Here is a 13,935-nt window from a genome sequence, read left to right on the forward strand (position 1 = left end):
ATGACATTAGAAACTCTGACCGCCGGAACCCACTGGAAAGTCGTGGGATATCAGAAAGGCGCCGCAGATTACCGCAAGCGGCTACTGGCGCTTGGCGTGACTCCGGGCGTCGAATTCACCGTGTCGCGGGTGGCGCCGCTGGGAGATCCCATCGAACTGCGTGTGCGAGGCTCCGCCATCAGCGTACGTAAAAATGAAGCCAAAATCATGATCTTGGAACAGTGTTAATGCTGCTCAGCGAGTAAGGATGTTATGGATACGCAATCCGTTATTTGTGTCGTAGGAAATCCCAACTGCGGTAAAACCACGCTTTTCAACGCATTGACCGGGAGTCAACAGACGGTCGGCAACTGGCCTGGCGTGACGGTAGAAAAAAAAGTCGGGGAATGCCGTCTTGAGGACCGTCGGATCACTCTGGTGGATCTGCCAGGCGTCTACTCTCTCAATCCGTCTTCCGAGAGTGCCGAAGACGAGCGTGTCGCGCGCGATTACATTCTGGCTGGCGAAGCCCAGCTGGTGTTGAATATCGTCGATGCCGCCAATCTGGAGCGTAACCTGTACCTCACCTCACAGCTGCTGGACATGAAGGTGCCGATAGTGGTGGCGGTCAACATGATGGACATCGCCGCTTCTCGTAAGTTGGATATTGATATAGATGCGCTGCGACGAGAATTGGGCTGTCCGGTCATCGCGATTACCGCGACGAAGAAGCGGGGGATAAGCTTGCTGAAGGCGATGTGCCAGGAGGCGTTGGAGCATCCTGCGATTCCTCCGGTTGAGGTGCCTTACGATCCGCCTTTGTATGAGGCCGCACAGTCGATCGCCAACTTGCTGGAGCGCCAATCGGCCAGCGTGAATGCCTACTGGTCGGCGCTCCAGCTGCTAGAGCGCGATATCACGATGCGCAGCCACATCCCGGAAGATGTGCTGATCATTGCCGACGGAAAGGTGGCTGCGTTGGAAGAACACTACGGCGACGAGCTGGATATCTTTTTGGCTGACGCCCGCTATCGGTTCGCGGCGTCGGTTGCCAACCACGCGGTAGTCCGCCGTGGCGAAATCTCGGCCACATTGACTGACAAAATCGACCGGATTGTGCTTCACCGTCTATTGGGGATCCCGATTTTCCTGTTGGTGATGTACCTGATGTTTATCTTCACCATCAACATCGGCAGCGCCTTGATCGATTTCTTCGACAAACTGTCCGAAACCCTCTTTGTTAAAGGTTTCGGCGAACTCTTATTGGCGCTCCACAGCCCTGAATGGCTGAAGACGCTGCTGGCTGATGGGGTCGGATCCGGTATACAGACCGTCTCGACCTTTATCCCCGTGATTGCTTGCCTGTACCTTTTCTTGTCCTATCTGGAAGACTCCGGTTATATGGCGCGAGCGGCATTCGTCATGGATCGCTTCATGCGGAGTTTCGGGCTACCTGGGAAAGCCTTCGTGCCGCTGATCGTCGGCTTTGGCTGTAATGTGCCAGCCGTGATGGCGACACGAACAATGGAAAAGCAAAGCGACAGAATCGTCACGGTGATGATGGCGCCCTTCATGTCCTGTGGTGCGCGGTTGCCCGTGTATGTGTTGTTCGCAACCGCGTTATTCACTCAGGGAGGCCAGAATCTAATATTTGGACTTTACCTGATTGGTATCGCCGCAGCTATCGGCACCGGCTTTCTGTTGAAAAAAACCGCGCTGCAGGGCGATGCTTCGTCTTTCGTCATGGAAATACCGCCGTACCACCTGCCCGGACTGAACAGCGTGCTGGTTAGAACCTGGGAGCGACTAAAAGGCTTCGTGCTGCGGGCTGGCAAGCTGATAGTGGTGGTCGTGACGGTGCTAAGCTTCTTCAACTCGCTGGGGACAGACGGTACGTTCGGCAATCAGAACACCCAGAAGTCCGTACTTTCCGTTATCGGTCAGGAGATGGTGCCAGTCTTTAAACCGATGGGGATCTCGCAGGACAACTGGCCGGCGGCTGTCGGTGTGTTTACCGGTATTTTCGCCAAGGAGGCGGTTGTGGGGACGCTGGATTCGCTCTACGGCACGATGGCGAGTCAACAAAGCGGCGCCGATAACGAAGCAGACGCGCCATTTAGCTTGTGGGGCGGTGTTCAAGAAGCGTTAGCGACGCTGCCGGAAAACTTCGGCAAGCTTGGCGACGCGTTGCTAAATCCCCTGGGAATTGAAATTGGAGATCTCAGTGATACGGCGACAGTCGCGAAAGATAATGAGTTTTCGGTGACCTCTCTGACGGTGATAAGCCAACAGTTTGATGGCCGCTTAGGCGCATTTAGCTATCTGCTGATGGTGTTGCTGTATGTACCTTGTGTGGCGGCGGTGTCCGCAATTTGGCGTGAGGTGGGGACAGGCTGGACACTGTTCTGCGTCGCCTGGACGATCGAGCTAGGCTATGGCGCCGCCGTGTTGGTGTATCAGATTGGTCGCTTTGCCCGACACCCGCTGTACTCGACGGTAGCTATCGCCGGTGTTGCCTTGATGGGGGGGATGACTGCGCTATTGCTACGTCATCGTGGGGTATCGCAGCAGCGGCTGGCCCACCATGTGCAATGACACGGCGCCTGCAAAAGGGTCGCAAGGGGGTAATGCATGACCTTGATAGAGTTACGCGATTTTGTTCGCGCAAAGCGTCAAGTCTCGGTACATGACATCAGCGTCGCATTTCATGTCGAACCCGGCGTGATTGACGGCATGATGAGCATTTGGGTTCAGAAAGGGCAGGTTCGCTTTCACGCGGCGCCCGTGAGCAGTCAATGCGGCAGTTGCTGCTCCTGTGACAAAAGTCTCAGCCAGTATTACGAGTGGCTGGAGACGCCCTCTGAGATCGCAACGCGCTGATCGTTCCTCTCTGATTTCCCGCTGAATTTGCTTAAAGTTTAGCGGGAATTTCCTGTTCTTTTTATGTTATGAAAACATATCGCTAACGTTGCGGGTTAGGCGGTTTCGCTACATGCATTTTCACATGCTTCTCCTTTTCCAGCTCTGAAGCGGCTTTGGCGGCGATTTATAGACTATCGTTATGTAGCGAAACTAATAAAAACTGATATGACGCAATATCAACCTGGAAAGCCCTCTTCATAATGCAACCTGCGGTCCATCCAAGGGAGTTAAAGATGGAAAAATTACTCGATCGTTTTTTAAACTACGTGTCTTTTGATACCCAATCCAAACCGGGCGTGCGGCAGGTGCCGAGCACCGATGGGCAATGGAAGCTGGCACAGGTTCTACAGCAAGAATTGATAGGCTTGGGATTGGCGCAGGTGACGGTCGGAAATCATGGCTGTGTTACCGCGACGCTGCCGAGCAATGTCGCCTGGTCTGTGCCGACCATCGGCTTTATCGCCCATATGGACACGTCCCCGGACTACACCGGGAAACATGTCAATCCGCAGATTGTTGAAAACTACCGCGGCGGCGACATTGCGCTTGGCGTGGGAGAGGAAGTGTTGTCGCCGGTCATGTTCCCCGTGCTGCATCAACTGCTGGGGCATACGCTGATCACCACAGATGGTAAAACGTTGCTGGGCGCTGACGACAAAGCCGGTATTGCCGAGATCATCACCGCCATCGCTCGCCTCAAAAAGCGACAGATCCCGCATGGCGATATCCGTATCGCCTTTACGCCGGATGAGGAAGTGGGTAAAGGCGCTCAATATTTCGATGTGGCGCGCTTTGGGGCCGAGTGGGCATACACCGTGGATGGCGGCGGTATCGGCGAACTGGAGTATGAAAATTTCAATGCGGCTTCCGCTACGGTCAAAATCGTCGGCAACAACGTTCATCCGGGCAGCGCGAAAGGCGTGATGGTCAATGCGCTGACGCTCGCGACGCGTTTCCACCAACGGGTGCCAGCCGACGAGTCTCCCGAGCACACCGACGGCTACCAGGGGTTTTATCATCTTCACGGCATTAAAGGCACGGTCGAACGGGCGGAAATGAAATACATCATTCGCGACTTCGAACGCAGCGGATTCGAACAGCGCAAAAAGACCATGATGGATATTGCCGCACAGGTCGGGAAGGGGCTTCATCCTGAGTGCTATATCGAAGTGAGCATGGCCGACAGCTATTACAACATGCGCGAGCAGGTGGAACAGCATCCGCATGTCATCGCTCTGGCGCAGCAGGCCATGCGCAAATGTGGGATTGAACCGGTGATGAAGCCGATCCGCGGTGGTACAGATGGGGCGCAGCTCTCTTTTCGCGGATTACCTTGTCCCAATTTATTCACCGGTGGCTACAACTATCACGGCAAACATGAGTTTGTCACTGTAGAAGGAATGGAAAGCGCCGTGGCCGTTATCATGAATATCGCCGAACTGACAGCCCAAAATACGCGTGAATCATTGCAAACGCAGCACGGGTATTCGATCAAAGTCTGAGCGCGTTTCGTTCGGCGTCATGATGATGAGCGAAAGCGACAGGGGGCTGGCGTCACGCATCCCGTTATTCGGATGCGTGAACAAAGGGAGGTCTCGGTGGTTAGTCTGCGAAGTACCAGTAGCCGATATTAATCAGCGCGGTCAGCTCTGCGAGGAAGGACGGATCGTCCAATGCGCCCCCCAGCATTTCGCTGTCGATAATAGGGTGTTCCGCCAGTGCCGACAGCGCTTCCTGATGCAGGCTGTTTAGCGGTTCGCCATTGACGAAACAGCGTCCCTCCAGCCAGATCACCCGTAGGCCACCCAGTCTACGCAGCGTTTCGCCCTGTTGCATCAACTCGTAGATTTCTCCCGACTGATAGGGCGGTTCCGCCGGCGACAGATCCAACTCGTGGCGCGACTGAGAGATAAACTCGCCAAACCACAGCCGGAACGATTCCGGCTGTTGCACCAGATCCAGCATCATCTGCTGAAGGCGATCCAGTTCTGCCGGTTGCACGGTAGCGGGATGCTCGCGCGGCGTGATATCCGGATCGCTATAACGATGGCTGCCCAATTCGCGTGCCAGAACGTAATCGGCAAAGCCGCTGACCAACTCACGCGCGCTGGGCGCGCGGAATCCCACGGAGTAGTTCATCGAATTTTCCAGCGCATAGCCTTCGTGCGGGAAGGCGGGCGGAATATACAGGATATCGCCCGGCAGCAGCTCTTCGTCGATGATGGCTTCGAACGGAGCGACCTGTAGCAGGTCGGGATGCGGACAATGTTGTTTCATCGGCACTTTCTCGCCGACACGCCAGCGGCGTCGACCGGTTCCCTGGATGATGAAAACATCGTACTGGTCGAGGTGCGGGCCTACGCCGCCGCCGGGGACCGAGAATGAGATCATCAGATCGTCGATACGCCAGTCCGGAAGATGGCGGAAAGGGCGCATCAGCGCGGCCGACGGTTCATGCCAATGGTCTACCGCCTGTACCAGCAGTGACCAGTTGGTTTCACCTAAGTGATCGTAGCTGTCGAAGGGACCGTGGCTGACGGCCCAGCGTCCGTCCTGATGACTGACCAGGCGGCTGTCCACCTCGTTTTCCAACGCCAGACCGGCCAGCTCGTCAGGACTAAGGGGATCGGCAAACGACGTGAAGCCGCCCTTGATCACCACAGGACGTTTTTGCCAGTAGCGAGCCAGAAAATCCGGCCAATCGAGATTAAGTTGGTAGTCCATCGTACATTTCCATTATCAGAGGGCTGAAGGCGATTATAACGGAACCGCCAGTACTGTGCGGACCTTTCAACGGTCGTTTTGATGGAGGTGCTGGCGGCCGAAAATCGCTTCGACTTTGGCGCCGCCCAGCGGACTCTCACCGATGATAATCTCCCCCTGATATTGCTCGATAATCTCTACCGCGACGGCGAGACCGATGCCCTGACCGGGACGCATCGTATCCGCCCGCTGGCCACGCTGAAAAATGACTTCCCGCTTGCTTGTCAGGATGCCGGGGCCGTCATCTTCAACGATCAGGTGCAGCATATGGCCTGAATATTGGGCGCTGATTTCGACGAATTCCAAACTGTATTTGCAGGCGTTATCGAGGATATTGCCCATCACTTCCATAAAGTCATTTTTTTCGCCAATGAATGTCGTCTCTGGCGCGATATCGAGTGACAGAGAGACGCCTTTACGCTGATACACCTTATTGAGGGCGGAGCAAAGGCCGTCCAGCATGGCAGGAACCGACTGAACTTCCCGGGTAATGCTGAGGTGATCCGTATGAACGCTGGCGCGATGCAGGTAGTAGCCGATCTGCTGAGATATCCGACTAATCTGCGTCAGCATCTCGGGTTCCGCCTGCTCGATGGTGAGCTCTTTGCCGGTACGCAGGGCGCGCAGCGTGGTTTGCAGCACGGCCAGAGGCGTTTTGAGACTGTGGGTCAGATCGGTCAACGCGGTACGGTACTTATGGTAGCGCTTGCGTTCGTTCTTGAGCAGCGTGTTCAGGTTGCGGACCAGGCTGTTCAGCTCCCGAGGCGGCCGCTCATCCAGATTTTCACGACTGCCGTTTTCGAGTTCCTGTATTTGGTTAGCCAGATTCTTGATTGGTCTTAAGCTCCAGTGGGCCGCCAGCCACAGCAGGGGAAGGACGAGTACAAGATGGGCTATGAAGACGTAGCGGAACCATTCCCAGACAACATCCGCCTGCTGTAGCTCCTGAGGAACACGGTCGACGACGACGATGGTTAGCTGTGGCAGATGATCGGAGGCGCGATAGACATTAACGGCTACGGAGTGGGTAAACGGTTTTTTTTCTTCAAAGCTGTAACCTTTGAGGCGATTCTGGATGGCAGGGCTACCTTGCAGCACGGCGTTGCTGGTGTTGGGGTCGGTATCCAGCTCATGATAATCTGTTTTGGACAGCCATTCTGGTTTTAACCGCGATTCTAGCTCGGGCACCGCGCGCTCGCGCCACAATAGTTTGCCGTGCTGATCGTAGATGAACACCAGCGTGGGGTAATTAATATCAATCTCGTCCGGCTGGGCGATGGTCAATTGATTATCCCGCCACTGGGCTAGGCTATAAAATAGGTTGCTTTCGCCCCGAAGAAGACGGAAAGACGTTTTATCGAAGCTAACGCTATAGCCCACGATAGCCACCCCACCGTAGGAGAGTGTGAGCGCCAGCACGACGGCGGCGGTGGCGATTAGAAAGCGAAAGCGTAATGACAGGGGCGATTTTTTGATCATGTATCAGCCCTGGCGGCCCTGGATATCGAAGCGATAACCCTGACCACGCACGGTCGTGATGACGTCATGTGAATCCGCAGCCTGAAGTTTTTTACGCAGGCGCCCCATCAGGACATCAATGGTGTGACTTTCGCGTAGTTCGGCGTCGGGATAGAGCTGCAACATCAGCGAATCTTTACTGACGACTTTGCCGTGATTGCGGATGAGCGTTTCAATTATCGTATATTCGAAGGCGGTGAGTTTTATCGGCGAATTATGCACCAGCAGTTCACGTCGTGACAGGTCAACTTCAAACGGCGGCATGCTAATCACCTGAGAAGCCAGGCCACTGTTACGGCGCATCAAGGCCTGCATTCGCGCCATGACTTCTTCCAGATGGAAAGGTTTGGTGACGTAGTCGTCGGCACCGGCTTCCAGCACGACGACCTTCTCCTGCCAGCTTTCGCGCGCCGTTAATACCAGAATGGGAATTTTGACCTGCTGAGAACGCCAACGGCGGATCAGACTGACGCCGTCCTCGTCAGGTAGACCAAGATCGACGATAGCGATATCCGGCGCATGTTCATGCAAAAAGTAGTCGGCTTCTTTAGCGTCTGCCGCTGCATCAACCTGATGGCCCATTTCGTTCATCTGAACAGTCAAGTGATGACGTAAAAGAACATTATCCTCAACAACCAGAATTCGCATATGTCTTCCTATGAAAGAACGTTGATTAACCAAGCTTATCCGAAGGTCGACGCGCTGGGAGTGGTCGGTTTCGCTAGCTTGGTTGAAAAATATATTATTTACTACGGCAATAAACTTAGAGTCAACAAACTGTGGGAATAAAGGGGGAGAGGGCAGGCGGAACAAGGTCCGCCTGCCCGATTGCCGGCTACTTCAGCTCATCGACCATTTTGACGGCGCGGCCGATATAGTTGGCAGGGGTCAGTCCCTTCAGACGGACTTTCTCTTCTTCGGGAAGTTCCAGACCCTCGATAAAGGCTTTCATGCCTTCCGCATCGACGCGTTTACCGCGCGTCAGCTCTTTCAGTTTCTCGTACGGTTTTTCGATGCCGTAGCGACGCATTACTGTCTGAATAGGCTCGGCAAGAACTTCCCAATTGTGATCCAGCTCATCCAGCAGATGCTCCCGGTTGACTTCTAATTTACTGATGCCTTTCAGTGTAGATTGATAAGCGATCAACGCATAGCCCAATCCAACGCCCAGGTTTCTCAGCACCGTAGAGTCAGTCAGGTCTCGCTGCCAGCGTGAGACCGGCAGTTTGGCGGACAGGTGCCCCAGCACGGCATTCGCCAATCCGAGATTTCCCTCGGAGTTTTCGAAGTCGATGGGGTTGACTTTATGCGGCATGGTCGAAGAGCCGATTTCGCCGGCGATGGTCTTCTGTTTGAAGTGATTGAGCGCCACATAACCCCACACGTCGCGGTCGAAGTCGATCAGGATGGTGTTGAAGCGAGAGAGGCAGTCGAACAGCTCGGCGATGTAATCATGCGGCTCAATCTGCGTGGTGTAAGGGTTCCAGGTGATGCCGAGCGACGTGACGAACTCTTCGCTAAAGGTGTGCCAGTCGACGTCCGGGTAAGCGACCATGTGTGCGTTATAGTTGCCGACCGCGCCGTTGATTTTGCCCATCACCTCCACCTGTTGTAACTGGCGGAATTGCCGCTCCAGGCGGTAAACCACGTTTGCAAACTCTTTCCCGATCGTCGACGGCGTAGCGGGCTGACCGTGCGTCCGTGAAAGTAGCGGGATGTCGCGGTATTCCTGCGCCAGCGCGCCAATCGCATCAATGGTCTTGCGCCAGATCGGCATTATCACTTCACGCCGCGCCGTTTCCAACATCAGGGCGTGAGACAGATTATTGATATCTTCGGAGGTGCAGGCGAAATGGATGAATTCGTTAACTGCCTGAAGAGCCGGAACGGCGGCCACTTTTTCCTTCAGAAAATACTCGACGGCTTTAACGTCATGGTTAGTCGTGCGTTCGATGGTTTTAATGCGGGCGGCATCGTCAACGCTGAATTCAGCGACGATTTTATCAAGGTAAGCGTTTGCGTCGGTATCAAATGAAGGAACTTCTTTAATCGCCGCACACGAGGCCAGCTTTTGCAGCCACCGTACTTCCACCTGCACGCGGAATTTCAGCAGGCCATATTCGCTGAAAATAGTGCGCAGGGCGCTGACTTTATCGCCGTAGCGTCCATCAATAGGGGAAACGGCGGTCAGTGAGGTTAATTCCATCGCGAGCAACTCCTGGGATCGTTTTTAATGAAAGACAAAAGCGTGACTACAAGTATCTCATGATGGCGGACGAACCGGAATCGTCGTCCGCCGGTCTGTCTATTGGTCGCGGCAGCGCGACAAAATCTGCTGTGCCTGTTTGACCAGCGTAGCGCGTGAAAACATAAGCTGCAGGCGTCCTCCGCCAATTTGCTGCCATAGCACAGCGGCACGAATGCCCGCCAATAAAATGGCGCGTACCTTAGCTTGAACCTGCGCGTTTTTGAGGACTTCCTGCGAGCCGGTCACCTGGATGCGCGGCCCCAGAGGACTGATGACGTCCACGTAGATGCCCGCCAGCACGTTAATCATCGGGTCGGATAATAACTCATAGTGCTCCAACTGACGCCCCAACTGGTCGACACGGTTGCCAAGCTCGCTGAGAGCATTGCCGTTTTTGTTCAAGCGACGTTCCAGCGCCATGAGACTAAAGGTATAGCGGGACTGATCGGCGCCGATTTTTTCGCGCGACGACGAACCGAGGATGCGAAGCAGAGTTTCAACGCCCAGCTTCAGATTGTTCTCGTCGTTACCAAAAATCTCCAGCGTGCTGGCGGCGTCTGTCACAAGAACGCTGTTGAGCGACGTCTGCAGCGCCGCCTGCGGGCAGGTTCCTGTTGTCGCGAGCTGCTGAACCAAACAGGCGGACTGACAAATTCCTGCCAGCGCCAGCGTAATGTCGTAATAGTTTTTGGCCACGATGGCTCCTGTATCCTCATTGCTTTCTGACGTCGACCGTCAGGAGTATGCAATCCGCGCGGAGAGCGTTAAACGGCGGGAGCGGGTATTCGCGCCGTACCGCTGTGGCAAGAGCGGAGGACGCTTGCGCGGACACCGTTATTTATCGCGCAGGCGCTCCTCGATAATCCCCCCGCCAAGACAGATGTCGCCCTGATAAAATACCGCGGACTGGCCCGGCGTGACGGCGGCAACCGGCTCATCGAAGCGAACTTCGATACGGTCTGCGTCCAGCGGCGTGACGGTGCAGGGAATATCAGTCTGACGGTAGCGAGTTTTCACCACGCAGCGAAAGGGTTCGGTGACGGTGTCACGATCGACCCAGTGCAACTGTTGCGCAATCAAACCGTCAGACATCAGGCGAGGGTGATCATGGCCCTGAGCCACGTACAGCACGTTGTTCGCCACGTCTTTGTCCACGACATACCAGGGATCATCGCCGCCTTCTTTTACGCCGCCGATGCCGAGGCCTTTACGCTGCCCAAGCGTATGATACATCAGGCCCTGATGCTGGCCCATGTTGCTGCCATCATCTACGGCGATGATCGTGCCGGGTTGCGCTGGGAGGTAACGGGCCAGAAAGTCGCGAAACTTTCGCTCGCCGATGAAGCAGATCCCCGTAGAGTCTTTCTTCTTGGCCGTGGCCAGATCTAACTGTTCAGCGATTTTACGAACTTCCGGTTTTTCCAACTCGCCGACCGGGAACAGGCTTTGCGCCAACTGTTGGTGACTGAGGGTGTACAGGAAGTAGCTCTGATCCTTGTTGCCATCGAGTCCGCGTAACAGACGGCTTTTACCATCGATATCCTGACGGCGCACATAGTGGCCGGTCGCGATGTAATCCGCGCCCAGATCCTCAGCGGCGAATTCCAGAAACGCTTTGAATTTGATTTCCTTGTTACACAGGATATCGGGGTTCGGCGTACGACCAGCCTTGTACTCTTCCAGAAAGTGTTCAAACACGTTGTCCCAATATTCCGCCGCGAAGTTGACGGTATGCAGGACCATGCCGAGTTTGTCGCAGACGGCCTGCGCATCGGCCAAATCGGCAGCCGCAGAACAGTATTCCGTGTCGTCGTCCTCCTCCCAGTTTTTCATGAACAGGCCTTCGACCTGATAACCCTGTTGTTGTAGGAGGTATGCGGAAACGGAAGAATCAACGCCGCCGGACATGCCGACAATGACTTTTTTCTGGCTGTTATCTGACATGACAGTCTCGCGAATAGAAAAGATTTAATGCAACAAATTAAGGGAAAATTGACAGGCCGCATAGGGTAGCACATTGGCCGCAGTGCCGCATCACGGGCATCGGGGTCAGGCCTGATAGGGCCAGTTGAATGCGCCGAGCACGCTTAAGGGATAGCGGATACCGCTTTGATAGCAGCGAATGCTTTCCGCGACCAGCGGCGAGCGTAATCTGTCGGAGCGTAGAATTTCCTCTGCGGTCAGCCAGTGGCAGCAGTCGATATCGCTGTCCTGAGGCGCCGTGGCGACCTGCTGCGGCAAATCAATTGTGAAGCTGAAACGCAGGAATGGCGTGCCGTCCTGCGCCACCCACTGATGAAGCTGCAGGAAGTGCTGAGGCTGCGTTTTGACGCCGGTCTCTTCATACAGCTCGCGGCTGGCGGCTTGAATCAGCGTTTCTTCGGCTTCGAGATGACCGGCCGGCTGGTTCCAGAGACTTTTGCCGTTAATGGTTTCTTCCACCACTAAAAAACGACCTTCCGCCTGAACGATGTTGGCGACGGTGACATGAGGTTTAAACATGCGTGATTTCCTTCCATTCCCCGGGCGATAACCCGGCCAGAGTCTGATTAGCCATACTGTAGCGGATTAAGCGCAGCGTTGGGAAACCAATGTGAGCCGTCATGCGGCGAATTTGCCGGTTGCGGCCTTCCTGCAACGTAATTTTCAACCAGCTCACCGGGATGCTTTTTCGCTCACGAATGGGCGGATTGCGCGGCCATAACCAGTCGGGCTCGTCCACCAATTCGACCCCCGCGGGCAGCGTGATGCCGTCGTTGAGCGTCAAGCCCGCACGAAATCGCGCCAGTGAGTCTGGGTCGGGGATACCCTCTACTTGCGCGTAATAAATTTTGGCCGTTTTCTTTCCCGGCTGAGTCAGTCGCGCTTGCAATGCGCCATCATTGGTGAGCACCATGAGCCCTTCACTATCGCGATCCAGGCGTCCGGCGGCATAGACGTCGCCGACAGGAATATAGTCTTTCAGCGTGGCGCGGCCCGAGTCATCCGTAAATTGGGAAAGCACATCGAAAGGCTTGTTAAACAGAATGATTCGACGCGGTTTCGGCGCTGTGGTTTTTTTTGCGGTTGAACGAGAACTGAATCGTTTAAGTTTGTGATTTCTAACAGGGATTTTATTCATTTTATTCATAGCTGAGAGTGACAAAGTCATTATACTCGAAAGGGTTGCGGTTGGCGCGGGTTTGATATTCCAGTAGTATTGACACGCATATTACATCTCATTAACAAAATGTGCTCTAAGGAGAGGTTAATGGAAAGCAAAGTAGTTGTACCGGCTAAAGGTCAGAAAATTACGGCAGATGTAGCAGGCAAATTAATCGTGCCAGATAACCCGATTATCCCTTTTATTGAAGGGGACGGGATCGGCGTTGATGTCACGCCAGCAATGATTAATGTGGTTGATGCCGCAGTCAAAAAGGCCTATTCGGGCAAACGGGCCATATCCTGGATGGAGATTTACACCGGCGAAAAATCGACCCAGGTCTATGGCAAAGATGTGTGGCTACCGAAAGAAACGCTGGATATCATTCGCGAATACCGCGTCGCCATCAAAGGCCCCCTGACCACGCCCGTCGGCGGCGGTATCCGCTCTCTCAACGTCGCCCTCCGTCAGCAGCTTGATCTTTATATCTGCCTCCGTCCGGTGCGCTACTTTGACGGCACGCCAAGCCCGGTAAAACATCCTGAACTGACGGACATGGTTATCTTTCGTGAAAATGCCGAAGATATCTATGCTGGCATCGAGTGGAAAGCCGGTTCTGCGGAAGCGGACAAGGTCATCAAGTTCCTGCGCGATGAGATGGGCGTTTCCAAAATTCGTTTCCCTCAGCAGTGCGGCATCGGGATTAAACCGTGTTCCGAAGAGGGCACCAAGCGCCTGGTGCGCGCGGCTATTGAGTATGCCATCACCAACGAGCGCGATTCAGTAACGCTGGTGCACAAAGGCAACATCATGAAATTCACCGAAGGCGCATTTAAAGACTGGGGCTATCAGCTGGCGCGGGAAGAGTTCGGCGGTGAACTGATTGACGGCGGTCCGTGGGTAAAAATCAAGAATCCGAATACCGGCAAAGACATCGTCGTCAAGGATGTGATTGCGGATGCGTTCCTGCAACAGATTCTGCTGCGCCCAGCGGAATATGACGTTATCGCCTGTATGAATCTGAACGGTGATTATATCTCTGACGCATTAGCCGCCCAGGTTGGTGGTATCGGCATTGCTCCCGGCGCGAATATCGGCGATGAATGTGCGCTATTTGAAGCCACGCATGGCACCGCGCCGAAATACGCGGGTCAAGATAAAGTTAATCCTGGCTCCGTTATTCTCTCGGCTGAAATGATGTTGCGTCATTTAGGCTGGTTCGAAGCGGCGGATTTGATCATCAAAGGCGTAGAAGGCGCGATCAAAAATAAAACCGTGACCTATGATTTCGAACGTCTGATGGATGGGGCGAAACTGCTGAAATGTTCTGAGTTCGGCGACGCTATCATTGAGCACATGTGAT

At 54.5% G+C, this 13,935-nt stretch carries 13 protein-coding genes; 5 read left to right on the forward strand and 8 right to left on the reverse strand.

The features are described 5' to 3' along the window. The 4 genes from BLU64_RS03150 (at position 1) to pepT (ending at position 4,403) form a co-directional block, all read left to right on the forward strand. On the forward strand, positions 1 to 228 hold the full coding sequence (locus tag BLU64_RS03150; RefSeq protein ID WP_026742372.1) for a FeoA family protein: 228 nt from the start codon (positions 1 to 3) through the stop codon (positions 226 to 228). Between the two features lie 24 nt (positions 229 to 252). Further along, the gene (feoB, locus tag BLU64_RS03155; RefSeq protein ID WP_074727908.1) at positions 253 to 2,574 is read left to right on the forward strand and encodes a Fe(2+) transporter permease subunit FeoB; all 2,322 of its coding nucleotides are present in this window, start codon (positions 253 to 255) and stop codon (positions 2,572 to 2,574) included. 36 nt (positions 2,575 to 2,610) lie between these two features. Then, positions 2,611 to 2,859, forward strand: a complete 249-nt coding sequence (locus BLU64_RS03160; protein WP_026742374.1) for a FeoC-like transcriptional regulator — start codon at positions 2,611 to 2,613, stop codon at positions 2,857 to 2,859. Positions 2,860 to 3,134: 275 nt separating this feature from the next. Then, positions 3,135 to 4,403, forward strand: a complete 1,269-nt coding sequence (pepT, locus tag BLU64_RS03165; RefSeq protein WP_074727909.1) for a peptidase T — start codon at positions 3,135 to 3,137, stop codon at positions 4,401 to 4,403. A 100-nt stretch (positions 4,404 to 4,503) separates the two neighbouring features. On the opposite strand, the gene BLU64_RS03170 is transcribed toward pepT, so the two are convergent. The 8 genes from BLU64_RS03170 to rluE all read right to left on the reverse strand — a co-directional run bounded on the left by BLU64_RS03170 (position 4,504) and on the right by rluE (position 12,551). Then, a complete protein-coding gene (locus BLU64_RS03170) occupies positions 4,504 to 5,625 on the reverse strand; it encodes a ribosomal protein uL16 3-hydroxylase (RefSeq protein ID WP_026742375.1) in 1,122 nt (373 codons plus the stop codon). A gap of 66 nt (positions 5,626 to 5,691) precedes the next feature. After that, on the reverse strand, positions 5,692 to 7,143 hold the full coding sequence (gene phoQ, locus BLU64_RS03175) for a two-component system sensor histidine kinase PhoQ (RefSeq protein WP_036152758.1): 1,452 nt from the start codon (positions 7,141 to 7,143) through the stop codon (positions 5,692 to 5,694). Positions 7,144 to 7,146: 3 nt separating this feature from the next. Then, the gene (gene phoP / locus BLU64_RS03180; RefSeq protein ID WP_026742377.1) at positions 7,147 to 7,830 is read right to left on the reverse strand and encodes a two-component system response regulator PhoP; all 684 of its coding nucleotides are present in this window, start codon (positions 7,828 to 7,830) and stop codon (positions 7,147 to 7,149) included. 187 nt (positions 7,831 to 8,017) lie between these two features. After that, positions 8,018 to 9,388 (reverse strand): adenylosuccinate lyase, encoded by a 1,371-nt coding sequence (gene purB / locus BLU64_RS03185; protein WP_026742378.1) that lies wholly within the window; start codon positions 9,386 to 9,388, stop codon positions 8,018 to 8,020. 99 nt (positions 9,389 to 9,487) lie between these two features. After that, a complete protein-coding gene (hflD, locus tag BLU64_RS03190) occupies positions 9,488 to 10,126 on the reverse strand; it encodes a high frequency lysogenization protein HflD (protein WP_026742379.1) in 639 nt (212 codons plus the stop codon). Positions 10,127 to 10,264: 138 nt separating this feature from the next. Then, positions 10,265 to 11,389 carry a tRNA 2-thiouridine(34) synthase MnmA gene (gene mnmA, locus BLU64_RS03195; protein ID WP_268748620.1) on the reverse strand — a complete coding sequence of 375 codons (1,125 nt, stop codon included), beginning with the start codon at positions 11,387 to 11,389 and terminating at the stop codon, positions 10,265 to 10,267. A 90-nt stretch (positions 11,390 to 11,479) separates the two neighbouring features. Then, a complete protein-coding gene (locus BLU64_RS03200) occupies positions 11,480 to 11,932 on the reverse strand; it encodes an NUDIX hydrolase (protein WP_026742381.1) in 453 nt (150 codons plus the stop codon). Then, a complete protein-coding gene (gene rluE, locus BLU64_RS03205; protein WP_026742382.1) occupies positions 11,925 to 12,551 on the reverse strand; it encodes a 23S rRNA pseudouridine(2457) synthase RluE in 627 nt (208 codons plus the stop codon). The genes BLU64_RS03200 and rluE overlap by 8 nt, the downstream gene beginning before the upstream one ends. 129 nt (positions 12,552 to 12,680) lie before the next feature. On the opposite strand from rluE, the gene icd reads away from it, so the two are divergent. Continuing rightward, positions 12,681 to 13,934: an NADP-dependent isocitrate dehydrogenase gene (icd, locus tag BLU64_RS03210; protein WP_026742383.1), complete on the forward strand. Its 1,254-nt coding sequence runs from the start codon at positions 12,681 to 12,683 to the stop codon at positions 13,932 to 13,934. Position 13,935 lies beyond the last annotated feature (1 nt).

It is taken from the genome of Lonsdalea quercina (genome assembly GCF_900107885.1).
GTDB lineage: Bacteria > Pseudomonadota > Gammaproteobacteria > Enterobacterales > Enterobacteriaceae > Lonsdalea > Lonsdalea quercina.

Bases quoted from the DNA above. Each gene is read 5' to 3' on its own strand.
- BLU64_RS03170 (WP_026742375.1), bottom strand. From the start codon at position 5,625: ATGGACTACCAACTTAATCTCGATTGGCCGGATTTTCTGGCTCGCTAC.
- feoB (WP_074727908.1), top strand. From the start codon at position 253: ATGGATACGCAATCCGTTATTTGTGTCGTAGGAAATCCCAACTGCGGT.
- pepT (WP_074727909.1), top strand. From the start codon at position 3,135: ATGGAAAAATTACTCGATCGTTTTTTAAACTACGTGTCTTTTGATACC.
- BLU64_RS03200 (WP_026742381.1), bottom strand. From the start codon at position 11,932: ATGTTTAAACCTCATGTCACCGTCGCCAACATCGTTCAGGCGGAAGGT.
- phoP (WP_026742377.1), bottom strand. From the start codon at position 7,830: ATGCGAATTCTGGTTGTTGAGGATAATGTTCTTTTACGTCATCACTTG.
- rluE (WP_026742382.1), bottom strand. From the start codon at position 12,551: ATGAATAAAATCCCTGTTAGAAATCACAAACTTAAACGATTCAGTTCT.
- phoQ (WP_036152758.1), bottom strand. From the start codon at position 7,143: ATGATCAAAAAATCGCCCCTGTCATTACGCTTTCGCTTTCTAATCGCC.
- BLU64_RS03160 (WP_026742374.1), top strand. From the start codon at position 2,611: ATGACCTTGATAGAGTTACGCGATTTTGTTCGCGCAAAGCGTCAAGTC.
- BLU64_RS03150 (WP_026742372.1), top strand. From the start codon at position 1: ATGACATTAGAAACTCTGACCGCCGGAACCCACTGGAAAGTCGTGGGA.
- icd (WP_026742383.1), top strand. From the start codon at position 12,681: ATGGAAAGCAAAGTAGTTGTACCGGCTAAAGGTCAGAAAATTACGGCA.
- purB (WP_026742378.1), bottom strand. From the start codon at position 9,388: ATGGAATTAACCTCACTGACCGCCGTTTCCCCTATTGATGGACGCTAC.